Source organism: Streptomyces asoensis (assembly GCF_016860545.1).
GTDB lineage: Bacteria > Actinomycetota > Actinomycetes > Streptomycetales > Streptomycetaceae > Streptomyces > Streptomyces asoensis.
Map to the genome: position 1 here is coordinate 2,234,780 of NZ_BNEB01000005.1, position 22,417 is coordinate 2,257,196.

Annotated in this window: 22 protein-coding genes and 1 pseudogene; 13 read left to right on the forward strand and 10 right to left on the reverse strand. The window is 72.5% G+C overall.

Features of this window, described 5'->3' with window-relative positions:
- Positions 1-243 precede the first annotated feature (243 nt).
- The 3 genes from dapF to miaA all read right to left on the reverse strand — a co-directional run bounded on the left by dapF (position 244) and on the right by miaA (position 2,742).
- Positions 244-1,113 carry a diaminopimelate epimerase gene (dapF, locus tag Saso_RS32520; RefSeq protein WP_189927738.1) on the reverse strand — a complete coding sequence of 290 codons (870 nt, stop codon included), beginning with the start codon at positions 1,111-1,113 and terminating at the stop codon, positions 244-246.
- A 75-nt stretch (positions 1,114-1,188) separates the two neighbouring features.
- Complete coding sequence (locus Saso_RS32525; RefSeq protein WP_189927783.1) at positions 1,189-1,695, reverse strand: hypothetical protein; 507 nt, start codon at positions 1,693-1,695, stop codon at positions 1,189-1,191.
- A 108-nt stretch (positions 1,696-1,803) separates the two neighbouring features.
- Positions 1,804-2,742, reverse strand: a complete 939-nt coding sequence (gene miaA, locus Saso_RS32530) for a tRNA (adenosine(37)-N6)-dimethylallyltransferase MiaA (protein ID WP_189927739.1) — start codon at positions 2,740-2,742, stop codon at positions 1,804-1,806.
- Between the two features lie 240 nt (positions 2,743-2,982).
- Here miaA and Saso_RS32535 point away from each other — a divergent pair, with 240 nt between their 5' ends.
- Together Saso_RS32535 and Saso_RS32540 are read left to right on the forward strand one after the other, a co-directional pair.
- The gene (locus Saso_RS32535; protein ID WP_229901558.1) at positions 2,983-3,324 is read left to right on the forward strand and encodes a hypothetical protein; all 342 of its coding nucleotides are present in this window, start codon (positions 2,983-2,985) and stop codon (positions 3,322-3,324) included.
- 24 nt (positions 3,325-3,348) lie between these two features.
- A complete protein-coding gene (locus Saso_RS32540; RefSeq protein WP_189927741.1) occupies positions 3,349-3,618 on the forward strand; it encodes an antitoxin in 270 nt (89 codons plus the stop codon).
- A gap of 171 nt (positions 3,619-3,789) precedes the next feature.
- On the opposite strand, the gene Saso_RS32545 is transcribed toward Saso_RS32540, so the two are convergent.
- The 4 genes and pseudogenes from Saso_RS32545 to Saso_RS32560 form a co-directional block, all read right to left on the reverse strand.
- On the reverse strand, positions 3,790-4,506 hold the full coding sequence (locus Saso_RS32545) for a class III extradiol dioxygenase subunit B-like domain-containing protein (RefSeq protein WP_189927742.1): 717 nt from the start codon (positions 4,504-4,506) through the stop codon (positions 3,790-3,792).
- 182 nt (positions 4,507-4,688) lie between these two features.
- The gene (gene miaB, locus Saso_RS32550) at positions 4,689-6,218 is read right to left on the reverse strand and encodes a tRNA (N6-isopentenyl adenosine(37)-C2)-methylthiotransferase MiaB (protein WP_189927743.1); all 1,530 of its coding nucleotides are present in this window, start codon (positions 6,216-6,218) and stop codon (positions 4,689-4,691) included.
- Positions 6,219-6,309: 91 nt separating this feature from the next.
- Entirely contained in the window at positions 6,310-7,008 is a 699-nt protein-coding gene (locus tag Saso_RS32555; protein WP_189927744.1) for a response regulator, read from the reverse strand.
- A 188-nt stretch (positions 7,009-7,196) separates the two neighbouring features.
- A pseudogene (locus Saso_RS32560) lies at positions 7,197-8,138 on the reverse strand (sensor histidine kinase); the annotation flags it as partial.
- Between the two features lie 331 nt (positions 8,139-8,469).
- On the opposite strand from Saso_RS32560, the gene Saso_RS32565 reads away from it, so the two are divergent.
- Both Saso_RS32565 and Saso_RS32570 read left to right on the forward strand, forming a co-directional pair.
- On the forward strand, positions 8,470-8,955 hold the full coding sequence (locus Saso_RS32565; protein WP_189927746.1) for a cation:proton antiporter regulatory subunit: 486 nt from the start codon (positions 8,470-8,472) through the stop codon (positions 8,953-8,955).
- Positions 8,956-8,959: 4 nt separating this feature from the next.
- Positions 8,960-10,201, forward strand: coding sequence for a cation:proton antiporter (locus tag Saso_RS32570; RefSeq protein WP_229901559.1), 1,242 nt, complete (start codon positions 8,960-8,962; stop codon positions 10,199-10,201).
- Positions 10,202-11,223: 1,022 nt separating this feature from the next.
- Here Saso_RS32570 and Saso_RS32575 read toward each other — a convergent pair.
- Positions 11,224-11,634 (reverse strand): pyrophosphohydrolase domain-containing protein, encoded by a 411-nt coding sequence (locus tag Saso_RS32575; protein WP_189927747.1) that lies wholly within the window; start codon positions 11,632-11,634, stop codon positions 11,224-11,226.
- A gap of 99 nt (positions 11,635-11,733) precedes the next feature.
- Here Saso_RS32575 and Saso_RS32580 point away from each other — a divergent pair, with 99 nt between their 5' ends.
- Entirely contained in the window at positions 11,734-12,732 is a 999-nt protein-coding gene (locus Saso_RS32580) for a TAXI family TRAP transporter solute-binding subunit (RefSeq protein WP_189927748.1), read from the forward strand.
- On the opposite strand, the gene Saso_RS32585 is transcribed toward Saso_RS32580, so the two are convergent.
- Positions 12,722-14,167, reverse strand: a complete 1,446-nt coding sequence (locus Saso_RS32585; RefSeq protein WP_189927749.1) for a sensor histidine kinase — start codon at positions 14,165-14,167, stop codon at positions 12,722-12,724. The genes Saso_RS32580 and Saso_RS32585 overlap by 11 nt on opposite strands.
- A gap of 13 nt (positions 14,168-14,180) precedes the next feature.
- Positions 14,181-14,867, reverse strand: a complete 687-nt coding sequence (locus Saso_RS32590) for a response regulator transcription factor (RefSeq protein WP_189927750.1) — start codon at positions 14,865-14,867, stop codon at positions 14,181-14,183.
- A gap of 326 nt (positions 14,868-15,193) precedes the next feature.
- Between Saso_RS32590 and Saso_RS32595 the strand changes: the two genes are divergently transcribed.
- The 8 genes from Saso_RS32595 to Saso_RS32625 all read left to right on the forward strand — a co-directional run bounded on the left by Saso_RS32595 (position 15,194) and on the right by Saso_RS32625 (position 22,216).
- Complete coding sequence (locus tag Saso_RS32595) at positions 15,194-15,970, forward strand: amino acid ABC transporter ATP-binding protein (protein ID WP_189927751.1); 777 nt, start codon at positions 15,194-15,196, stop codon at positions 15,968-15,970.
- 89 nt (positions 15,971-16,059) lie between these two features.
- Positions 16,060-16,920, forward strand: coding sequence for a glutamate ABC transporter substrate-binding protein (locus tag Saso_RS32600; RefSeq protein ID WP_189927752.1), 861 nt, complete (start codon positions 16,060-16,062; stop codon positions 16,918-16,920).
- A 110-nt stretch (positions 16,921-17,030) separates the two neighbouring features.
- The gene (locus tag Saso_RS32605) at positions 17,031-17,696 is read left to right on the forward strand and encodes an amino acid ABC transporter permease (RefSeq protein WP_189927753.1); all 666 of its coding nucleotides are present in this window, start codon (positions 17,031-17,033) and stop codon (positions 17,694-17,696) included.
- Entirely contained in the window at positions 17,693-18,604 is a 912-nt protein-coding gene (locus Saso_RS32610; protein WP_189927754.1) for an amino acid ABC transporter permease, read from the forward strand. Before Saso_RS32605 ends, Saso_RS32610 begins: the two co-directional genes overlap by 4 nt.
- Positions 18,605-18,781: 177 nt before the next feature.
- Positions 18,782-20,404 (forward strand): FAD-dependent monooxygenase, encoded by a 1,623-nt coding sequence (locus Saso_RS32615; protein ID WP_189927784.1) that lies wholly within the window; start codon positions 18,782-18,784, stop codon positions 20,402-20,404.
- A gap of 680 nt (positions 20,405-21,084) precedes the next feature.
- Positions 21,085-21,156 carry a putative leader peptide gene (locus Saso_RS39195; RefSeq protein WP_309544753.1) on the forward strand — a complete coding sequence of 24 codons (72 nt, stop codon included), beginning with the start codon at positions 21,085-21,087 and terminating at the stop codon, positions 21,154-21,156.
- Between the two features lie 107 nt (positions 21,157-21,263).
- Complete coding sequence (locus tag Saso_RS32620; protein ID WP_189927755.1) at positions 21,264-21,791, forward strand: cupin domain-containing protein; 528 nt, start codon at positions 21,264-21,266, stop codon at positions 21,789-21,791.
- Complete coding sequence (locus Saso_RS32625) at positions 21,788-22,216, forward strand: rhodanese-like domain-containing protein (protein ID WP_189927756.1); 429 nt, start codon at positions 21,788-21,790, stop codon at positions 22,214-22,216. Before Saso_RS32620 ends, Saso_RS32625 begins: the two co-directional genes overlap by 4 nt.
- The last annotated feature ends 201 nt before the right edge of the window (positions 22,217-22,417 follow it).

Consider the following 22,417-nt stretch of genomic DNA (forward strand, 5'->3'; position numbering starts at 1 on the left):
GGGGACTGGCGAACGGTTCCCCGCCCGGGCCGGTGCTTGATGCTACCGAGCCCATCACGCGCGACCGACCGGCTCTCGCCGAGCGTGAAACGGATCACCCATTCGAGCGACGGATCAGGGTTTTACGGTTTTGAGACGCCTGACCTGAGGTCGATCGTGATTCCGAACCCACGACCGGCCGGCGGGGCCCACTCCTTCGCGGTGGCGGGCCGCTCCCGCCTCCGATGCCAAGTCCGGACCGGATCAGCGGGCGACTGTTTCCAGCCACTCGGAATCGATCTCGCCTGTGGCGACGATCACTGCCGGCCCGGTCATCTCGATCTCGCCGTCGGGGCTTTCGGTGATCACCAGGCGTCCTCCCGGCACGTCCACCACGTAGGTCGCGGGCAGGCCGGTGACCGCCGGGTCGGCGCCGTCGCGGCGCGCGGCGGCCACGGCGACGGCGCACGCGCCCGTGCCGCACGAGCGGGTCTCGCCGGACCCGCGCTCGTGCACGCGCAGCGCGACGTGCCGCGGGCCGCGGTCGACGACGAACTCGACGTTGACCCCCTGCGGGTAGGCCGAGGCGGGGCTGACCGGCGGCGGTGCGAACAGATCGCCCGCGTGCGCCAGGTCCGCGACGAAGGCGACAGCGTGCGGGTTGCCCATGTTCACGTTCCGGGCGGGCCAGCTGCGCTCGCCGACGACGACCGTGACCTCGCCCTCGGGCAGGCGGGCGCGGCCCATGCCGACGGTGACGTCACCGTCCTTCGCCAGGTGCACGCGCTTGACGCCCCCGCGCGTGGCGACGGCGAGGTCGCCCTCGGTGACGAGCCCCGCGTACTGGAGGTAGCGCGCGAAGACACGGACGCCGTTGCCGCACATCTCCGCCACGGAGCCGTCCCCGTTGCGGTAGTCCATGAACCACTCGGCCTCGCCCGCCATGGCCGCGGCCTCGGGGTGGGCCGCGGAGCGCACGACGTGCAGCAGACCGTCACCCCCGATGCCCGCGCGGCGGTCGCACAGGGCGGCGACGGCGGCCGGGGGGAGGTCGACGGCGTTCTCGGGGTCCGGGACGATCACGAAGTCGTTCTCGGTGCCGTGACCCTTGAGGAAGGCGATCCGCGTGCTCATTCCTCGATCGTACGGGGTGGGTACGACACCTCGTCCCGGAGCGGGCGCCGCCGCCGCGCCACGCGCGTGTGCTGCTCAGCGCAGTCGGGCGACCCGCCCCACGGCCAGCGCCACCACCGCGGCGACCAGCACGACGTACGCGAGGACGACGCGCCAGTCGGGGCGGCGCCCGGAGCCGCGCGGGGGCAGGCCGGGCCAGGTGTGGCCGACGCGGCGGGCGGCCATCATGCCCCAGCCGGCCGCGCAGGAGCAGATCAGCAGCCCGAGCATGGCGATCATGGCGCCGCTGTCGCCGAAGTCGAAGGCGAGCGGGAAGGCGAACATCAGGGAGCCGACCGCGGCCAGCGCCACGATGGGCGCGAGCTGCCAGATCCGGAGCCGGCGCTGCGGGCGCAGCTCGACCTCGACCTCGGGCCCGCTCGCGAACATCTCCTCGGGCTCCGGGCCGTCGTCGCTCACGCCGCCGGTGTCGTCGTCGTCCGGCCCGTCGGGGCTCAGACGGCCCTCATCGGGCTCCGGTTCACCACGCCCGGTGGTGAGGTGCTCGGTGCCTTCTGCGGTGTCGCGAGGGCCGGCCTCCATCGCCACGCGCCCTCCCAACTCGGACTCCACTTGGTCGATCGAAGCTCGATGATGGCACGGCACCGGAGGCCCGGATGACGGGCTGGGCGTCCCGATGCCATGACGTGATCAGGCTGTGACCGGTCGTTCCACCAACGCCAGCGCGAGCTCCGGAAGTTTGGTGAGATCTGCCGCGGCCCCACTCAACCAGTGCACCCGCGGATCGCGCCTGAACCACGAATCCTGGCGGCGCGCGAAGCGCTTGGTGGCACGGACCGTCTCGGCACGCGCCTCGTCGAGGGTGCCCTCGCCCGCCAGGGCGGCGAGGACCTGCTGGTAGCCGAGCGCGCGGGCGGCCGTGCGCCCCTCCCGCAGGCCCAGCGCCTCCAGCGCGCGGACCTCCTCGACCAGACCGGCGTCCCACATCCGGTCGACGCGGCGGGCGATACGTTCGTCGAGTTCGGGGCGCGCCACGTCGACCCCGATCTGGACGGTGTCGTAGACCGAGTCGTGGCCGGGCAGGTTGGCGGTGAACGGCTTGCCGGTGATCTCGATCACCTCGAGGGCCCGGACGATCCGGCGGCCGTTGCCGGGCAGGATCGCCTGTGCCGCCTCGGGGTCGGCGGCGGCCAGCCGGGCGTGCAGCGCGCCCGAGCCGCGCAGCGTGAGCTCCTCCTCCAGCCGGGCGCGGACCTCGGGGTCGGTGCCGGGGAACTCCAGGTTGTCGACGGCGCCGCGGACGTACAGCCCGGAACCGCCGACGAGCACCGGCCAGCGGCCGTCGGCGAGCAGGGCGTCGATCCTCTCGCGGGCCAGTCGCTGATACTCCGCGACGGAGGCGGTCTGCGTGACGTCCCAGACGTCGAGGAGGTGGTGCGGGACGCCGCCGCGCTCTGCGGGCGTCAGCTTGGCGGTGCCGATGTCCATCCCTCGGTACAGCTGCATGGAGTCGGCGTTGACGACCTCGCCGCCGAGCCTCTGGGCCAGGAAGACGCCCAGATCGGACTTTCCGGCCGCGGTGGGACCGACGACGGCGATGACGCGGGGGGCGGGGGGTGCGCTGCTCACGGCACCAGTCTCGCAAACCCCGGCACCCGCCCTCGAACGAGTGAGGTGACGGCGCCCGACCGACCTCGTTGCCCGTTGCAAGATTCCCGTCGCCCTTCGCGGGGGCGGCGGTCCGGTGACGCCGACGGACGCACCGGCCGACGCGGGATTTCGCCCGCACGAGTACCGTATGGAGTGGATATGGGCGTTCTGGCGCGACTTTTCCGGAGGTCGAAGGCGACAGAGGAAGCGGCGGAAACGGTGGCGGACGACGTCACGACGGGAGCGAAAGACGCGACGGCGGGAGCGGCCGCCGGGACGACACCGGAGGTGGCCGACGCCGCGGACACGACGGACGGCGATGAGCGGTCGGCGTCCGCACCGGCGGACGGCGCCGGGGCGGAGCGGACCGGCGGGCCCACGACCGCGTCGGCACGGGAGCGGGACGGCGACGGCCACGGCGACATCGTCGAGCCGCAGGCGGACGGTCCGGCGGAGGCCGTACCCGTCGTCCTCGCCGCCACCGACGGAGTCGAGATTCCCCGGCAGCAGTCCGCCGAGGAGGCGGCCGACAGCGGAGCGGGCGACGGCGCCCGCGCGTAGAGGAACCCCCCAGGAAGGTGGCCCATGGGTTTCTTGGAGCATTTGAAGGCCAGACTCGCCCCCGCGAAGGGCAAGGTCTCGGGCCTCGCGCAACAGCACGGGGACAAGGTCCAGCACGGTCTCGACAAGGCCGCGCAGGTAGTCGACGAGAAGACCAAGGGCAAGTACAGCGACACGATCCAGTCGGGCACCGGCAAGGCCAAGGGCGCCATGGACCGGCTCGCGCACAAGGACGAACGCGCCGGGGGCGGCGACACCTTCACCCCGCCGAACACTCCCCCGCCCACCTCCTGAGCGGCACCTGACGCCCATCGGACGGAGGACGGCGGACGGTCGCGTGCTCGGGCGCACGCGGTCGCGCGATCGCCCGGCGTGCGCCGTCCGATGGGCGCTTCGTGCTGCGCGCCGCGCGTCGGCCGCAGGGGGTACTGCCCGACTTCCCGCCGTCCCGAGGCCGCTACGACGCTACGACCAGGTCGCGACCACGTAGCCCACCCCGTAGGGCGCGTCCTCGTACAGCAGCGTGCCGGTCAGCTCGGCCGTGCCCGCGGCGCCCGCGAGCACCTGCCAGGGGGCCCGGCCCGATGCCTTGAGCTCGTGGGCCAGCTCGGCGTCCAGTGCCTCGAGGGCCGTCACGTCGGCCGAGCCGAGCGCTCGCGCGGCCTCGGCGTCGAAGGGTGCCGCCCGCTCGTCGAGGTAGCCCGGTGCCTTCAGCGTCCGGCACGCGCTGGCGTCGCCCATCACCAGCAGGGCGACCCGGTCGGCGGACGCGGCGATCTCCCGGCCGGTCTCGACGCATCGCCCGGCAGCGAGCGGTTCGCCCACGCCGAGCCCCTCGACCGGTGCCGCCGACCAGCCGGCCCGCTCCAGCAGCCAGGCGGCGACGGCGAGGGACGTCGGCAGTTCGCGGGCGGACGGTGTGCCGGCGCCCCCGCGGCCCAGCCGGACCGCGAGATCCACCCCGAAGCCCCGGAACGCACCGTGTCCGCCCTCCGGGTGCGGGCCGCGTCCGGACGGCTCGGCCGGTCCGACGACCACGAGCCGGTCCGGCCGGGCGGCGGCGAGCACGGCCAGCGCGTCCGAGCAGGCGGCACGGGCGCCGTCCAGCTCGGGAGCGGCGCCCGCGGCGACCTCGGGCACCAGCAGCGGCGGACAGGGGCAGACAGCGGCGGCGACAAGCATGATCGGCAGCGTAGCCCCGTACGGGATCCGCCGGGCCACCGACCGTGGTGCGGCACCGGCAGCCCACCCTCGCGCCGCACCGGCCATCCGCGCTGGTGCCGCACCGGCCACCCGACCCGGTGCCGCGCGGGCCGTCGATACCGGTGCCGCGGCGGCGATCGATCCCGGTGTCGCGCGGGCCGTCAGTCGCAGCCGCAGCCGCTGCCCGTGGCCACCGGGAGCGGCGCGGGCGCCCCGATCTTGGGCAGTCCGAGCAGGACGCCGGCCGGCTTGGCCGCCTTCTCGGCGGTGCGCTTCTCCCAGGCGTCCCCCGCGCGCGTGCGGCGCACGTCGAGGACCGGGCCCTCGGCGAGGAGATGGTGCGGAGCCGCGTACGTCACCTCGACGGTCACGACGTCACCCGGGCGCACCTCCTGGTCCGGCTTGGTGAAGTGGACCAGGCGGTTGTCGGGGGCGCGGCCGGACAGACGGTGGGTCGCGCCGTCCTTGCGGCCCTCGCCCTCGGCGACCATCAGCTCGATGGTGCGGCCGACCTGCTTCTTGTTCTCCTCCCAGGAGATCTCCTCCTGGACGGCGACGAGACGCTCGTAGCGCGCCTGCACGACCTCCTTGGGGATCTGGTCCTCCATGGTCGCGGCCGGGGTGCCGGGGCGCTTGGAGTACTGGAAGGTGAACGCCTGCGCGAAGCGGGCCTCGCGGACCGTGTGCAGGGTCTGCTCGAAGTCCTCCTCGGTCTCGCCGGGGAAGCCCACGATGATGTCGGTGGTGATCGCGGCGTGCGGGATGGCGGCGCGGACCTTCTCGATGATCCCGAGGTAGCGCTCCTGCCGGTAGGAGCGGCGCATCGCCTTCAGCACGGTGTCCGAGCCGGACTGGAGGGGCATGTGCAGCTGCGGCATCACGTTGGGCGTCTCGGCCATGGCGGCGATGACGTCGTCGGTGAAGTCGCGCGGGTGCGGGGAGGTGAAGCGGACGCGCTCCAGGCCCTCGATCGCGCCGCATGCGCGCAGGAGCTTGCTGAAGGCCTCCCGGTCGCCGATGTCCGATCCGTACGCGTTGACGTTCTGGCCGAGCAGGGTGATCTCGGAGACGCCCTCGCCGACGAGTGCCTCGATCTCGGCGAGGATGTCGCCGGTCCGGCGGTCCTTCTCCTTGCCGCGCAGGGCGGGGACGATGCAGAAGGTGCAGGTGTTGTTGCAGCCGACGGAGATCGACACCCACGCCGCGTACGCGCTCTCGCGCCGCGTCGGCAGGGTGGAGGGGAAGGCCTCCAGCGACTCCGCGATCTCGACCTGTGCCTCTTCCTGCACGCGCGCGCGTTCCAGCAGCACCGGGAGCTTGCCGATGTTGTGCGTGCCGAAGACGACGTCCACCCAGGGCGCCTTCTTGGTGATGGTGTCGCGGTCCTTCTGCGCCAGGCAGCCGCCGACCGCGATCTGCATCCCGGGACGGCTCGCCTTGCGCGGCGCGAGCCGTCCGAGGTTGCCGTAGAGCCGGTTGTCGGCGTTCTCCCGCACCGCGCACGTGTTGAAGACGACGACGTCCGCGTCGCCGTCCGACCCCTCGGGTGCGCGCACGTACCCGGCCTCTTCGAGCAGCCCGGACAATCGCTCGGAGTCGTGGACGTTCATCTGGCACCCGTAGGTGCGGATCTCATAGCTCTTGGGTACGTGAACGTCCACTGCGAGGCTCCGGTCGCTGCTGCTGGTCATGGCTCAAGGGTAGGCGCTCGCGCGAGACGCCCTGCTGCCCCAGGGGCCGTGCTCCCGGCACCCGCGTGCCCCGCCCCAAGCCGTGCGGCCGTCAGGGGTCGATGAGGCCGGCGCGGATCGCGTAGCGGGTGAGTTCCAGACGGTCACGCATGCCCAGCTTCTGAAGGAGGTTGGCCCGGTGCCGTTCCACCGTCTTGGCGCTGATGAACAGCAGCGTGCCGATCTCCCGGGAGGTGTGGCCCTCGGCGACGAGCTTGAGGATCTCCTCCTCGCGCTCGGTGATGGGCCGCTCGGGCAGACCGCCGACGCCGTCGCCGCGGTGCAGCCGGTCCAGGTAGGAGCGGACGAGGGCCCGCTCGGCGCCCGGGTAGATGAAGGGCTCGTCCCGCACGACCGCACGGCAGGCCTCGACGAGGTCCCGGTCCGCCACCGACTTCAGGACGTAGCCGCCCGCCCCGGCCTTGAGCGCCTCGAAGAAGTACTGCTCGTTGTCGTACATGGTCAGGATGAGGATGCGCAGGTCCGGAAGGCGGCGCGACAGCTCACGGGCCGCCTGGAGCCCGGTCATCCGCGGCATGGCGATGTCGAGGACGGCCAGGTCGATGTCCCCGGCCCGGGCCCGCTCGACCGCCTCGGCTCCGTCGCCGGCCTCCGCGATCACCGTCAGGTCGGGCTCGCCGTCCAGGATGAGCCGTACTCCCCTGCGCACCAGGGTGTGATCGTCGGCGAGCAGGACCCGGGTCGGCGGGGTCTTCGGCGCGGGCGCGCCCGGCGCGAGGCGATCTGCCATCACTTGCCTCCGTACGGCGCGGGGGCGTCCGCCTGTCCGGCGTGCGCGCCGGTGCCGGGGTCGACGGCGCTGCCGGTGCCTGTTCCGGTGCTCGTCCCGGTTTCGGTTCCTGTGTCTGTGTCTGTATTGGTGTCCACACCGGTGTCTGTGCTGGTGGCGGTGGTCGTAACCGGGCCGGTACCGGTACCCGCGGCCGCCCGGAGCCGCACCTCCGTACCCCGGCCGCCGCCGTCCGTGCCCGAGGACACCGTCAGGGTCGCCCCGATCAGCAGGGCCCGCTCCCGCATGCCCCGGATACCGGCGCCTTCCCCGGCGGCCGCGCCCAGACCCCTGCCGTTGTCGCGCACGAGGAGTTCCACGCCTCCGCGGACGGGGCTCAGGTGCAGTTCGGCACGGTCGGCTCCGGAGTGGCGGGCGGTGTTGGTGAGGGCCTCCTGGGCCACGCGGTAGAGCACGAGCTCCGTCTCCTCGGTCAGTGGGGGCAGACCGGCGCGGAGGTCGTGTCGCACTGTCAGTCCGTGGGTGGTGTACTCCGCCGCGAGCGAGCGCAGCGCGCTGAGCAGCCCGAGCTCGTCGAGGACGCCGGGGCGCAGCCGCCGGGCGATACGGCGGATCTCGTCGAGGCCGGCCCGGGTGGCCTCCTGCGCCTGGCCCAACTCCTCGCGCAGGTCCTGCGGGGCCCGGTCGGCGACGCGTTTGAGCTGGAGCAGCACGGCGGTGAGGGTCTGGCCGACCTCGTCGTGGAGTTCGCGGGCGACGCGGTGGCGCTCGCGTTCCTGGGCGGACAGCGCGCCCGCCGCGCTGGCGGCCCGCTCGGCCTCCAGCCGGTCCAGCATGGCGTTGTACGTCGTGATCAGCTCGGCCGTCTCGACCGGTCCCGAGACGACGGCACGGGCCCCGGGGTGCAGCAGGTCGGCGTCGGTCATGGCCCGCCCCAGCCGTCCCAGGGGCGCAAGACCCACGCGCAGCACGATCGCGTTGACGGTCAGCAGGGCGGCCAGACCGGCCACCACGACCAGCACCTCGCCCGGCAATATGGGGGTGGAGACGGTGACCGGGCCCAGCAGCAGGCCGGTGGCCACGATCAGACCGACGGCGTTGAGCACGAAGATCCGCCGGAACAGCGACATGTGCGTGCCTCCTCCTCGTCGGTCTCGCCCGTCCGGCCGGTTCGGCCCGTGACCCGGGTCCCCTCCGGGCCGTCCGTCCGGTCCGGCGACACCGCGCCGATCCCGTGGCGCCGGACCGGGAGCACCGTGCTGTTTCCATGGCGCCGCCGTGACCAGCCTCTCCGTCCATCGTCGGCCCTGTCCATCCGTCACGACACCCATGTCGTCACCGTACGGGTGGATGGCAGCATGGCGGCTTTGGGCACTCGCCCCGGACGTCACTCCTCGCGTACGTCACAGGGACAACCGACGGGCGTCGCGACCACCGGCTCGACCAGTAAGGGGAAGAAACGTGTCTGCTCCACGCCTCAGGACGACACCACTGCCAGGCATCGGAGTCCAGTACGACCTCGTGACGCGGGAGCAACGCCACCTGTCCGTGGTCGCCCACCGCGACGGCGCGCGTACGGTCAGCCTCTACCAGGCCGACGACCCGGACTCCTGCGCCCAGTCGCTGCGGCTGACCGGCGCGGAGGCCGGGTCAATGATCGACGCGCTGATGCCGTCCCACCACAGCGCCAGCCTGCTGTACACCACGGACCTCGGGCTGGTCGCCGAACGCATCGAGGTGGCCGCCACCTCGCGCTGGAACGGGCGCGTGCTGGGCGAGACACGCATGCGCACGGAGACCGGTTCCTCGATCGTGGCGGTGCTGCGACGGGCCGAGGCCATCCCCTCCCCGGCGCCGGACTTCCGTCTCGCGGGCGGCGACACCCTCATCGTCATCGGCACGCGCGAAGGCGTGGACGCGGCGGCGGCCATCCTCGGGCGGGAGTGATCGAGTGCATTCCGCTGTCCTGCTGATCGAGTTCGGTTCCATCATCCTCGGCCTCGGCCTGCTCGGCCGGTTCGCCGCCCGTTTCCGGTTCTCGCCGATACCGCTCTACCTGCTGTCCGGCCTGGCGTTCGGCGAGGGCGGCCTGCTGCCGCTCGGCGCGAGCGAGGAGTTCGTCGCCACCGGTGCGGAGATCGGCGTCATCCTGCTCCTGCTGATGCTCGGCCTGGAGTACACGGCGAGCGACCTGGTCTCCAACCTCAAGGCGCACTATCCGGCCGGTCTCGTCGACTGTGCCCTCAACGCCCTGCCGGGCGCGGCCGCCGCGCTGCTGCTGGGCTGGGGGCCGGTCGCCGCCGTCGTCCTGGCGGGCGTCACCTGGATCTCGTCGTCCGGGGTGATCGCCAAGGTGCTGGGCGACCTGGGCCGGGTCGGCAACCGGGAGACCCCGGTGATCCTCAGCGTGCTGGTCCTGGAGGACCTGGCGATGGCCGTGTACCTGCCCATCGTGACCGCGCTGGTCGCCGGGGTGGGCCTGGCGGCCGGCAGTGTGACCCTGGCGATCGCGCTGGGTGTCGCGGGGCTCGTGCTGTTCGCCGCGGTGCGCTACGGCCGGGTCATCTCCCGGTTCGTGTCGAGCGACGACCCGGAGAAGCTGCTCCTCGTCGTGCTGGGGCTCACGATCCTGGTCGCCGGTGTGGCGCAGCAGCTCCAGGTGTCGGCGGCCGTGGGGGCGTTCCTGGTGGGCATCGCGCTCTCCGGTGAGGTGGCCGAGGGTGCGCACACCCTGCTGAGTCCGCTGCGGGACCTGTTCGCCGCCGTCTTCTTCGTCTTCTTCGGGCTGCACACCGATCCGGCGAGCATCCCGCCCGTCCTGCTGCCCGCCCTCGTCCTGGCGGTCGTCACCGCCGCGACGAAGATCGCGACGGGTTACTGGGCCGCCCGGCGGGCCGGTATCTCGCTCAAGGGGCGCTGGCGCGCGGGCGGTGCGCTGGTGGCGCGCGGGGAGTTCTCGATCGTCATCGCCGGGCTGGCGGTGACCGCCGGGATCGAGCCGTCGCTCGGGCCGCTGGCCACGGCGTACGTCCTGATCCTGGTCGTGCTGGGCCCGCTGACCGCCCGCTACACGGAGCCGCTGGCCGCCTGGTGGGCGCGGCGCGGGGCGCCCCGCCCCGCTGTCCCGTCCGAGGAGATCGCCCCTGCGGAACTGCTGCCGGAGCCCCGACCCCAGGCGCCGGCACACGACTGAGACACGGCCGGGGCCGTGGTCGGTGCGCCCGCCCCCCGGCCCGGGCCGCGCAACGCCGCGACCGCGTCTCCCTCACCCCGCCGGGCCGCCCCAGCGCCCCGGCGGGTCCGCACACCCTCTGTCCGGGCCCCGCCCCACGCCACCGGGCCCCGGACGACGGGTCCGGCTACGCACCACCCGTCGGGCCGCCCCACCGCCCCGGCGGGTCCGCATACCCTCTGTCCGGGCCCCGCCCCACGCCACCGGGCCCCGGACGACGGGTCCGGCTACGCGCCACCCGTCGGGCCGCACCCGACTCCGAGCAGGCTCACGCCATCCGGCGGGCCGCCCAGTCTCACGCCGCCCGGCCGGGCCCCGCACCACGCCGCCGGGCCCCGGACGACGGGTCCGGCCTCGCACCACCCGCCGGACCGCACACGACGCCGTGCAGGCTCATGCCATCCGACGGGGCCGCACACGACGGCGTCCAGGCTCACATCACCCGGCCCCGGCGGGACCTCACGCTCTCCCGCCGGGCCTCGCACCACCCGGTCCCGCCTCGCACGCCGCCTGCCGCGTACGACGGCGTCCAGGCTCACGCCATCCCGCCAGGCCCCACCCGACCCCGAACGGCCAACGCCACCCCGCCGGGCCTCGCACGACCAGGCCCGGCCTCAAGCCACCCATGACCGGGTATGACGACCTGTGCCGCACCTGGGTGCCGCGGGACCGCAGGCGCACGACGGCCGACGGGCACGGACGCCACGGCCCGCGGGCGTACGAAGGCCGTTGACCGCAGCCGCACCCGCACGGCACCGCCGCCGGTACGGCTGCGCCACGCCCGCTGCCAAGCCCTCCCAGGCCCTCGCGAAGCCCCCCCCCCGGCCCTCTCGCCACGACCCGGGGCCCTCGCGCACGCCTCCGGGCCCCTGCCACACCCCCTCCTGGCCGCCGGGCCCCGGAACCCCGGTCCCGGGCTCCAGAACCCCCGGAACCCCGGTCAGCTCACCCCCGTGGGCAAGCCGCCTCTGAGGGGGCCGGCCTCAGGAGCGGTCGTCGTCAGGGGTCCACCCCTGGCGGCGCAGCACCGCGGACACGTCCGGCGCCTCGTAGTGCTCCCCCTTGAGGACCTTGCCGTCGGCACGGCGGCTGACCTGGCCGTCCGGGCCCAGCTTGGACATGTTGGACCGGTGGATCTCGGCGAGCACCGCGTCGAGGTCCAGGCCGTGCACCAGGGCCGTGCCGTAGGCGACGTAGACGACATCGGCCAGCTCGTGCGCAAGCCGGTCCAGTGGGCCGGTGACCGAGACCTCGGCGACCTCCGCCGCCTCCTCGGCGAGGAGCTCCCCGCGGTGCGCGGCCAGGCTGGGCGACACCTGTGTCGGCGTACTGCGGACGTCCAGTCCGAAGGCGTGGTGGAACTCACGGACCAGGTCGGCGGGCGATGCACTCATGCACCGACTGTAACGACGGCCACCGACATCCCGGTCCGGAACCGGTCCTGTGAGCCCCGCCCTGGTCAGCACCGCGTCCCGGCTGGCAGGATCGCGCCCATGTCCCAGGTCTTCTCGCGCATCGGCAGGCGCCGCGCCCTTCAGGGCACGGCCGCCGGTGTCGTCGTCCTCGGACTGCTCCTGTGGTGGCTGCTGCCGCTGGGCGAGGACCCGCCGAGCGGGTCGATCACCTTCAGCACGGGCACGACGAGTGGCGTCTACTACGAGTACGGCAGCCGTCTTCGGACCGAGCTCGCCAGGGACATGCCCGACCTGGACGTCAACCTGACGACCAGTAACGGCTCGCAGGAGAACGTCGAGCGCGTGGCGACCGGCACGGCCGACTTCACCATCGCCGCGGCCGACGCGGTGGAGACGTACGAGAGGCAGCATCCCGGCTCGGCCGCCCGGCTGCGCGGAGTGGCCCGCCTGTACGACGACTACGTCCAGCTGGTGGTGGCGCGCGGCTCGGACGTCCGGTCCGTCGCTGACCTGCGGGGGCGGACCGTGGCCACCGGGCTGCCCCGCTCGGGTGTGCGGCTGATCGCCGAGCGGGTGCTCAAGGCGGCGGGGCTGGACCCGGCGAAGGACATCACCGCGGTGGCGCGGGGCATCGACACCGGCCCGGCGCAGCTGAAGCAGGGCAAGATCGACGCGTTCTTCTGGTCCGGCGGGGTGCCCACGGCGGGACTGGAGAAGCTGGCCGACGGCTACAGCTTCCGGTTCGTGCCGATCAGCCCCGAACTCGTCGCCAAGATGCACGACCAGGACGACTCCACCGGCTACTACCGGGCCACGAACATGCCCGAGTCGGCGTATCCGACCATCCAGAACGGCTCGACCGTGGCGACGATCGCGGTGTCCAACCTGCTGATGACCCGTACGGACGTGGCCCCGCGGCTCACCGAGTGGCTGACCCGGACCGTGATCAAGAGCCGGGACGGCATCGGCGCCCACGTGCACTCCGCGCAGCTGGTCGATCTGCGCACGGCCATCTACACCGACCCCTTGACGCTGCACGAGGGCGCCCGGCGCTATTACCGCTCCGTCAAGCCCTAGGCGGGTTTTCCGGTCCGCCGGGAGGCCAGGAATTCGGCGACCGGGGCACCGTGACCGTCGCCCGCAGCCCGCGGGGCTCGTGATGGTCGTACGCGAGGGAGCCGCCGCCCGCCGCGAGCAGGGCGCGGGAGATGGACAGCCCGAGACCGGAGCCCTTGACGTTCTGGTGGCGGCCGCTGCGCCAGAAGCGGTCGCCCACGCGCGTGAGCTCCTCGTCGGTCAGTCCCGGCCCGTTGTCGGTGACGACGACGGTCGTGGTGTCGCCGTCGGCCGCGACCGTGACCTCGACGCTCTCGCCCTCGGGGGTGAACTTCACGGCGTTGTCGATGACGGCGTCCAGCGCACTGGACAGCGTCACCGGGTCGGCCCAGGCCGTGGTGGCAGGGCAGTCGCCGACCAGCCGCACGCCCTTCGCCTCGGCGGTGGGCGCCCAGGCGGCGACGCGCTCGGCGGCCAGCGCGCCGATGTCGGTGACCCGCAGGTCCGCCTCGGCGTGCTCGGCCAGGGCCAGGTCGAGCAGGTCGTCCAGGACCTGGGCCAGGCGTTTGCCCTCGTTCTGGACGGAGGCGATCTCCTCGTTGCCCTCGGGGAGTTCGTAGCCGAGCAGTTCGATGCGCAGCAGCAGGGCGGCCAGCGGGTTGCGCAGCTGGTGAGAGGCGTCCGCGACGAAGGCGCGCTGCTGCTCCAGCACGTCCTCGACGTTGTCCGCCATCTCGTTGAACGCGCCGGCCAGCCGTCTGAGTTCCGGCGGGCCGCCGGCCACCGCGACCCGGGACTTCAGACGGCCGCTCGCGATCTCGTGGGTGGTGGCGTCCAGAACGCGCACCGGCCGCAGCACCCAGCCGGTCAGCCGCAGCGCGGCCCCGATGGCGAGCAGCATCGCGGCGACCTCCCCGGCGCCGACGATCAGCCAGCCGTGCAGGATGCGCGACCGCATCGGCCCGGTGGGCGAGTCGGTGACGACGACGGCGACGACGTCACCGTCACGGATGACGGGTGACGCCACGACGAGCCGGTTGCGCTGCCACGGCCACACCTGCCGGGGGTCGTGGCTGCGACGGCTGAGCTTCGCCTCCTCGAAGGCCTCCCGCACCTCCCCCGTTTCGGGGAGGAACCAGTCCCTGGGGGCATGAGCCATGGGGGTGTCGGTGCCGTAGAAGACACCGGCGCGGATGCCGTAGACGTCGTAGTAGCTCTCGAGCTCGCGGCCGAGGGTCTGGCGCCGCTCGTTCGTGGACGCCGAGGCGGAGTCGCCGGTGTCCGACGAGACGGTGACGAACTGGGCGAGCGCCGCGAACCGGGCGGTGTCGTCGATGCGGTCGACGACCACCTTCTGCTGCTGGGCGCCCGCCACGCTGACGGCCAGCGGCACGCCCAGGGCGAGCAGGACGGCCGCCATCAGCACGATGAGCAGCGGCAGGAGACGGGTGCGCAAAGCGTGGTCCCCGCTACGCGGCCGGGGCGACGAGGCGGTAACCCACGCCGCGTACGGTCTCGATCAGCGCGGGCATGCGCAGCTTGGCGCGCAGGGAGGCCACGTGCACCTCCAGGGTCCGTCCGGTCCCCTCCCAGCTGGTGCGCCACACCTCGCTGATGATCTGCTCCCGGCGGAAGACGACACCGGGGCGCTGGGCGAGGAGCGCCAGCAGGTCGAACTCCTTGCGGGTCAGCTGGACGACCGAACCGTCCACGGTGACCCGCCGGGTCGGCAGTTCGATGTGCACGGGGCCCAGACGCAGCGCGTTCTCCCCTTCGGCGGCCGCGTCCTCGTGGACGGTGCGCCGGCTGACGGCGTGGATACGGGCGAGCAGCTCTCCCGTGTCGTACGGCTTCACCACGTAGTCGTCGGCCCCGAGATTGAGGCCGTGGATGCGGGAACGCACGTCGGAACGGGCCGTCACCATGATCACCGGTGTCGCGGTGCGCTTGCGGATCTTGCCGCAGACCTCGTAGCCGTCCTGGTCGGGAAGGCCGAGGTCGAGCAGGACGACCCCGAAGCCGGGCCCCTCGGGGACGAGCGCCTGGAGCGCCTCCTCGCCGCTGCGCGCGTGGGTGACGTCGAAACCGTGCCGCTTGAGCACCGCGGACAGGGCGGCGGCGACGTGGTTGTCGTCCTCGACGAGCAGCAGTCTCATGCCGGCCTCCTCCGGTTCATCGTGCATACGGTCCGACTCACTAAAACAGGCGTTCGGTTCTCCGGTGGGGAAATCCGTCGGGAAGAACGCGGCACACGCGTGTGTGCATCATGGCAGTCACGCTGATGGACGAGGACGCCGTCAAGCGCGTTCCGGTTGCGCCGGGCTTCCGTTATCCGCCCGATACGCCCGCAGGTCACAAGTGCTACGACACGTGTCCGATTGCTATCGGATCGTGATGCTCAGATTCCCCTCAGATGTAATGACGCTGGTCGCGGCAGGTCACTACTGTCCTCCGAAACCGAGGAGGACGGAGCCCGAGAGCGATGACCGATGTATCGGTGACCAAGGAAGACGCGGTCGCGAGCGGTGAACTGGTCGTCCTGAAGAGCGTCAACAAGCACTTCGGCGCGTTGCACGTTCTCCAGGACATCGACCTCACGATCGACCGCGGCGAGGTTGTCGTGGTCATCGGACCCTCCGGGTCCGGCAAATCGACCCTGTGCCGCACCATCAACCGTCTGGAGACGGTCGACGAGGGCACGATCACGATCGACGGGAAGCCGCTGCCCCAGGAGGGCAAGGCGCTGGCCCGGCTGCGCGCCGACGTCGGCATGGTGTTCCAGTCGTTCAACCTGTTCGCGCACAAGACCGTTCTCGAGAACGTGATGCTCGGCCAGATCAAGGTCCGCAAGGTCGACAAGGCGAAGGCCGAGGAGAAGGCGCGCGCCCTCCTCGACCGGGTCGGCGTCGGCACCCAGGCGGACAAGTACCCCGCGCAGCTCTCCGGCGGTCAGCAGCAGCGCGTCGCGATCGCCCGCGCGCTCGCCATGGACCCGAAGGTCATGCTCTTCGACGAGCCGACCTCGGCCCTGGACCCCGAGATGATCAACGAGGTCCTCGAGGTCATGCAGCAGCTGGCCCGGGACGGCATGACCATGATCGTCGTCACCCACGAGATGGGTTTCGCACGATCGGCTGCAAACCGCGTGGTGTTCATGGCGGACGGGCGGATCGTCGAAGAGGCTGCGCCCGACCAGTTCTTCAGCAACCCGCGCAGCGACCGTGCCAAGGACTTCCTGTCGAAGATCCTGCACCACTGACCCGCGCACCGGACTGCAGCACCGACCTGCAGCACTGACGGAACCCGCACCGCACGCAGTACCTCACCACTCTTCAAAGGATGTTCCTCATGAAGCTTCGCAAGGTCACCGCCGCCTCCGCCGCAGTCCTCGTCCTCGCCCTGACCGCCACCGCGTGCGGCGGCGACGACAGCAAGGACGACGCGGGCAGCGGCAGCTCCAGCGGCGGCGGCGGAAAGATCAAGGTCGGCATCAAGTTCGACCAGCCGGGCCTCGGTCTGAAGAAGCCCGACGGGTCCTTCGCCGGCTTCGACGTGGACGTCGCCACGTACGTCGCCAAGCAGCTCGGCTACTCGCCGGACCAGATCGAGTTCGTCGAGACCAAGAGCGCCGACCGCGAGAACGCCCTCTCGCGCGGTGACGTCAAGTTCATCACGGCGACCTACTCGATCAACGACGAGCGCAAGAAGAAGGTCGACTTCGCCGGCCCGTACCTGCTCGCCCACCAGGACCTGCTGATCAAGTCCGACTCGGACATCTCCAAGGGCACGGACCTCAACGGCAAGAAGCTGTGTTCCGTGACCGGTTCGACGTCGGCGCAGAACGTCCAGAAGTCGATCGCCCCGGACGCGAAGCTCAAGGAGGTGAGCTCCTACTCGGAGTGCATCGCCGGCCTCCAGAGCGGCGCCGTGGACGCGGTGACCACCGACGACTCGATCCTCGCCGGCTTCGCCTCGCAGGACCAGTACAAGGGCAAGTTCAAGCTCGCGGGCCTGAAGCTGAGCAACGAGAACTACGGCGTCGGCGTCAAGAAGGGCGACTCCGCGACCGTGGACAAGATCAACAAGGCGCTGGAGCAGATGGTCAGCGACGGTTCGTGGCAGAAGGCCGTCGACGCCAACTTCGGCCCGGCGAACTACAAGAACGAGCCCGCCCCGAAGATCGGCGTCATCGTCCCGAACGCCTCGTGACGACCGCTTGACCAAGCTGGGTCCCCGCGGTGCGCCGCCGTCCGTCGCGATCACGGCGGCGGCGCGCCCCGCCCTCCTCATACGCCACCCACCCGGAAGCGCGGGAGATCGTGTTCGACTTTCTTGATGGTTACGACGTCCTAGGGGCGTTCTGGATGACGGTGAAGCTCACCGCCCTCTCCGCCGTGGGCTCCCTGATCTGGGGCACCCTGCTGGCCGCGATGCGGGTGAGCCCGGTTCCGCTGATGCGCGGGTTCGGCACCGTCTACGTCAACGTCGTCCGGAACATCCCCCTGACGGTCATCATCCTCTTCAGCTCGCTCGGCCTCGCCGACATCTTCGGCATGACCATGGGCAGCGACGACTTCGCGGTGCAGGGCTTCCGGCTGGCCGTGCTCAGCCTGGTCGGCTACACCGCGGCCTTCGTCTGCGAGGCGATCCGCTCCGGCATCAACACCGTGCCCATGGGGCAGGCGGAAGCCGCCCGGGCGATCGGTCTGAGCTTCAGCCAGACCCTGACGCTCATCGTCCTCCCGCAGGCGTTCCGCTCGGTCATCGGCCCGCTGGCCAACGTCCTCATCGCGCTGACCAAGAACACCACCGTGGCGGCCGCGATCGGTGTCGCCGAGGCGGCCTACCTGATGAAGACGATGATCGAGAACGAGGCGCAGACGCTGCTCATCGGCGCGGTCTTCGCGTTCGGCTTCGTGGTGCTGACCCTGCCCACGGGCCTCTTCCTCGGCTGGGTCAGCAAGCGACTGGCGGTGAAGCGATGAGCTCGGTCCTGTACGACACTCCCGGCCCCCGCGCCAAGCGGCGCAACGTCCTCCTCTCGGTGGTCTTCACCGTCCTGCTCGCCCTGCTCGTGTGGTGGGTGTGGCAGAAGATGGACGAGAAGGACCAGCTCACCTCCGCGCTGTGGAAGCCGTTCACCGAGTCCGAGGCCTGGACGACGTACCTGCTGCCCGGTCTCGAGAACACGCTGAAGGCGGCCGCGCTCTCCATGGTGATCGCGCTTCCGCTGGGCGCGGTCTTCGGTATCGCGCGCCTGTCCGACCACCGTTGGGTGCGCGGCGCGGCCGGCACGGTGGTCGAGTTCTTCCGGGCGATCCCGGTCCTGCTGCTGATGCTGTTCGCCAACGAGTTCTACGCCCGCTCCACGGACGTCACCAGCGAGGACCGGCCGCTCTACGCGGTCGTCACCGGCCTGGTGCTCTACAACGCCTCGGTCCTCGCCGAGGTCGTCCGGGCCGGCATCCTCTCGCTGCCCAAGGGGCAGACGGAGGCCGCGTACGCGATCGGCCTGCGCAAGGGCCAGACGATGACCAGCATCCTGCTTCCGCAGGCGGTCACCGCGATGCTCCCGGCGATCGTCAGCCAGCTGGTGGTCATCGTGAAGGACACCGCGCTCGGCGGTGTGATGCTCGGGTTCCCCGAGCTGCTCAACTCGCGCGGCACGCTGGCGGCCAACTACGCCAACGTCATCCCCAGCTTCATCGTGGTCGCGGTGATGTTCATCGTGCTGAACTTCATCCTCACCAGCTTCGCGAGCTGGCTGGAGCGCTACCTCCGGCGCAGCAAGCGCAGCACGGGCGCGGTCCTCGGCGTCGAGAAGGTGGACGACCTGAACGCGGCCGAGGTCGGCGGCAGCTACGGCACCGGCGCTGGTGGCGGCGGTATCTGACGCGCAATCAAGGGTTGCGACCGGTACGGAGGGCAGTGGCGTGCGCGCCACTGCCCTCCGTCGCTTGACGCAAACAGCGCCAGTGGGTTGCATACGTTCTGTGATCGTGCACCCTGCTCCTGCCTCTTGTTCACTTACGTCCCTGAGGACACCGTCGCGGGCAGGGGGCGGCACGCCGTGGACCCGGTGATCATCGTCGGGGCGGGGCCCGTGGGGCTCACGCTCGCCCTGGCGCTGGCGCGTCAGCAGGTGCCTTCCGTGGTGCTCGACGAGGGCCCCGGCAAGGACGAGCCGCGGCTCGCGCGCACCGTCGTCCTGCGTGCGGACACCACCGCGCTCGTCGAGCGGCTCACCGGCACCTCCCTCGACGGGGCCGGGCTCCACTGGGCCGGATGGCGGTCGATGCGTCGCAAGCAGGTGACGCAGGAGGTCCGGTTCGACGACGTGACGGACCCGGCCCCCCTGCACATCGCCCAGCACGTGCTGACGGGGACCCTGCGCGCCGCCCTCGCCGGCCAGCGCCTGGTGAAGATCGCCGTGGACAGCCGCCTGGACGGCATCGAGCAGGAGCCGTCCGGCGTCACGGCCCACACGCGCGGTCCCCGGGGCACCTGGTGGCGCGGCAGCCACCTGGTCGGCTGCGACGGCCCCCGCTCCACGGTCCGCAAGCTCCTCGACATCCGCTTCCCCGGCCGTACGGCGGTGGAACGACACGCCGTCGCGGCGCTGCGCACGGAACTTCCCTGGGACGACGAGGCGTTGCTCCATCGGAACCCGCCGTGGCGGGTGTCGGGCCCCTCCGCCGGTGAGGTCACCGGGCGCCCGCTGCCCGACGGTGTCTGGCGCCTGGACTGGCTGCTGCCGCCCGGCAAGGACCTCGTCACGCCCGAACTGCTGGTGGGCCGGATCCGCGAGACCCTGGCGGGCTGGAGCGGCGGCTCCACACCGCCGTACGAACTGCTCGACACCGGCGTCCACACCGTGCACCACCGGCTGGCCCGCCGCTGGCGCGTGGGCCGGGTCTTCGTCGCCGGGGACGCGGCGCACCTGCTCGGCGCGTTCGGCACCCAGGGGCTCGACGAGGGCCTGCGGGACGCCGACAACCTGGCCTGGAAGCTGGCCCTGGCCTGGCACCACGGCTCCCACGAGGCGCTGCTCGACAGCTACCAGGAGGAGCGGCGCGCGGCCGTCGCGGCCCGGCTGCGCGCCGCCGACCAGGCGCTGCCGCTGCTGCGGGGCGGTGCGGGCATAAGGGCGTACGTCCCCGGCGCGGCCCGCGGCCACGACGTGCTGCTCACCGACGGCCACCTGGGCCGCGGTCCGCTGGGCGCGCCCGGCGCCTACGACGGCTCGCCGCTCGCGCCCCGGCATCTGGAGGCGGAGGTCCCGGTGGACACCCCGCCGGGCGCGCCGGTCGAGGACGTGCGCGTGACGGCGGAGGACGGCTCGTTCGTGCGGCTGCGGGACCGGCTGGGCCGCGGCGCCCTGCTCGTCCTGCTGATCGCACCGGGCACGGGCGTGTGGGAACGCAGGCACTGGGTGGGCGCCGGGATCATGCCCCGGCTCGCCGCGGCGGTCACGGCGCTGCCGTGCCCGGCCGAGCTGCTGGTGGCCGAGAGCTATCCGGGCGCGGCCGCCCACACCGTGCTGCTGATCCGGCCCGACGGCCATCTGGTCACCGCGCTCAACGGCGTACGCGCGGCCGATCTGTACGCGGCGGCGGAGGCGGCGGTGGGCGGACCGGACGGGTCACGGGAGCCGTCCGGAGCGGAGGCGACAGCGGGCTCCGCGACCAAGTGACGCGAGCCCCGGCCCCGGGGCTCGCCTCCACGACGGCCGCCTCCGGCCGCCGGGCGGGGCAACGGCGTGGCGAGACGCGACACCGGCGTGGCGGGCATGACGGGCGTGGCGGGCGTGGCGGGCGTGGTGAGGGGCGGACGGCTGCGGCCCGCGTCCGGCTGCGGCACGGAGTCGGTGAGACGGCCGGCCGTGAGCGGCGGAGGCCTACGCGTCTCCCTCGGCTCCCCCCGTCGCCAGCGGACGGCGCTGCGTTTCCCTCGGCTTCCGCCGTCGGCGGCGGAGCGCGCCGGTTTGCCTCGGCTCATCGCTGATCAGTCCTCCTGGACAGCGCCCGGGACAGGCAGGGTCCCGCTCGAGGACCGGCAGGGTCTCGCTCGGGCCGGGCTTGATCCCGCCTCGCCCCAGCTCGGGAAGGTCCCGTACATGCCGGGCAGGTTCCCGCCCGGGCCGCCGCATCAGCCTCGCCCCGGCCCGGGCAGGTCCGCCAGGTTCCGCCTGGTCCCACCAGGTCGGGCATCGGAACGGCTGCCGCCGTCGGCTGTGCGCACCGGGCGCCGATGGCGAGACCGCCGTAGCAAGGGGAGGAACCGCACGCGCTGTGACCGTGCGGTCCACATGGTGACAGTCAGTTGACCCGGGTACACCGGCATGGTGTACTCCGGATCGTGACCGACACCGATGTGCGCCTGTGGCGGAGGGTCCATATGGACCTCGTCCGCTATGCGGGCTGCGTGTGTCGCCCGTCCTGCTGAATTCGCACCCCCCTTTCCCACCGGCGCGCGCCGCCGACGCGCACCCGCCTCGCGCGCGGTCGCGCTCCCCCGCGAATGTTTTCAGGACGGTTCCCGTGTCTGTTCCCGTGTCTGTCACCCCCTCCGCACCGCCGGCCACCGCCGCGCCCACGCAGGCGGAGCTCCTCGACTTCGTCCGGCGCACGGCCGCCGACGCCGGGCTGATCGCCTCGCTCCCCCTCGACCCGGAGGGCCGCACCTGGGTGCGCCTGGAGGGCCCGGGCGGCAGCGAGGCCTGGCTGATCGGCTGGCCGCCCGGCTCCGGGACCGGATGGCACGACCACGCGGACTCGGTCGGCGCCTTCCTGACCGCCCGGGGCGAGCTGAAGGAGTACTCGCTCGCCGCGCGTCTGCCCACCGACGGCTGGAAGACCCTGGAGCTGACGGACGGCGTGGACCGGGAACGCGCCCTGTCGGCCGGCCGGGGCCGCTCCTTCGGACGGCACCACGTCCACGAGGTCCTCAACGAGTCCACCGAGGAGCACGCCGTCTCCGTCCACGCCTACTACCCCCCGCTGCCGCGCATCCGCCGCTACAGCCGTACGGGACACGTCCTGCGGCTGGAGCAGGTCGAGCGCCCGGAGGACTGGCAGTGAGCGCCCAGGGCACGTCTCGGGACGGACGGCCGGACGGCGACCGGCCGACGGGCGTGGACGAGCTGCTCGAGCGGGTACGCGCCGGGTACACGCGCGTGGAGCCCCGCGAGGCGTACGAGGCGGCACGCGCGGGTGAGGCGCTCCTGGTCGACATCCGGTACGAGGCCCTGCGCGAGCGGGACGGGTTGATCCCGGGAGCCCTGGTCGTCGAGCGCAACGAGCTGGAGTGGCGGCTCGACCCCCAGGGCAGCCACCGCCTCCCCGAGGCCACGAGCCACGAGGTGCGGGCGATCGTGATCTGCAACGAGGGGTACGCCTCGAGCCTGGCCGCCGCGTCCCTGCACCAGCTGGGGCTGCACCGGAGCACCGACCTCGTCGGCGGCTTCCAGGCCTGGAAGGCGGCGGGGCTCCCGGTCACGCCGTAGCGGGACGGGTGAACCCGCTCAGTTCCGCGACGGGCGGTACAGCGGCGGCGGTGTCCGTGTTGCCCCTGGTGACCAGCCGGACGGGAGGGCCGCCTTTCGGGAGGTACGGGGAGGCGAACCCCCGTCGCAGGGAGGGGGGTTCGCGGCGGCGGCAGACGGTACCGGCGGGTGGAGCGAGCGCATCCTTCCGCGAGCGCAAGG

Excerpts from the sequence above, each read along its gene's own strand:
- Saso_RS32590 (WP_189927750.1), bottom strand. The coding sequence starts at position 14,867 with ATGAGACTGCTGCTCGTCGAGGACGACAACCACGTCGCCGCCGCCCTG.
- Saso_RS32555 (WP_189927744.1), bottom strand. The coding sequence starts at position 7,008 with ATGGCAGATCGCCTCGCGCCGGGCGCGCCCGCGCCGAAGACCCCGCCG.
- Saso_RS32610 (WP_189927754.1), top strand. The coding sequence starts at position 17,693 with ATGAGCTCGGTCCTGTACGACACTCCCGGCCCCCGCGCCAAGCGGCGC.
- Saso_RS32580 (WP_189927748.1), top strand. The coding sequence starts at position 11,734 with ATGTCCCAGGTCTTCTCGCGCATCGGCAGGCGCCGCGCCCTTCAGGGC.
- miaB (WP_189927743.1), bottom strand. The coding sequence starts at position 6,218 with ATGACCAGCAGCAGCGACCGGAGCCTCGCAGTGGACGTTCACGTACCC.
- Saso_RS32600 (WP_189927752.1), top strand. The coding sequence starts at position 16,060 with ATGAAGCTTCGCAAGGTCACCGCCGCCTCCGCCGCAGTCCTCGTCCTC.
- dapF (WP_189927738.1), bottom strand. The coding sequence starts at position 1,113 with ATGAGCACGCGGATCGCCTTCCTCAAGGGTCACGGCACCGAGAACGAC.
- Saso_RS32525 (WP_189927783.1), bottom strand. The coding sequence starts at position 1,695 with ATGGAGGCCGGCCCTCGCGACACCGCAGAAGGCACCGAGCACCTCACC.
- Saso_RS32545 (WP_189927742.1), bottom strand. The coding sequence starts at position 4,506 with ATGCTTGTCGCCGCCGCTGTCTGCCCCTGTCCGCCGCTGCTGGTGCCC.
- Saso_RS32575 (WP_189927747.1), bottom strand. The coding sequence starts at position 11,634 with ATGAGTGCATCGCCCGCCGACCTGGTCCGTGAGTTCCACCACGCCTTC.
- Saso_RS32540 (WP_189927741.1), top strand. The coding sequence starts at position 3,349 with ATGGGTTTCTTGGAGCATTTGAAGGCCAGACTCGCCCCCGCGAAGGGC.
- Saso_RS32595 (WP_189927751.1), top strand. The coding sequence starts at position 15,194 with ATGACCGATGTATCGGTGACCAAGGAAGACGCGGTCGCGAGCGGTGAA.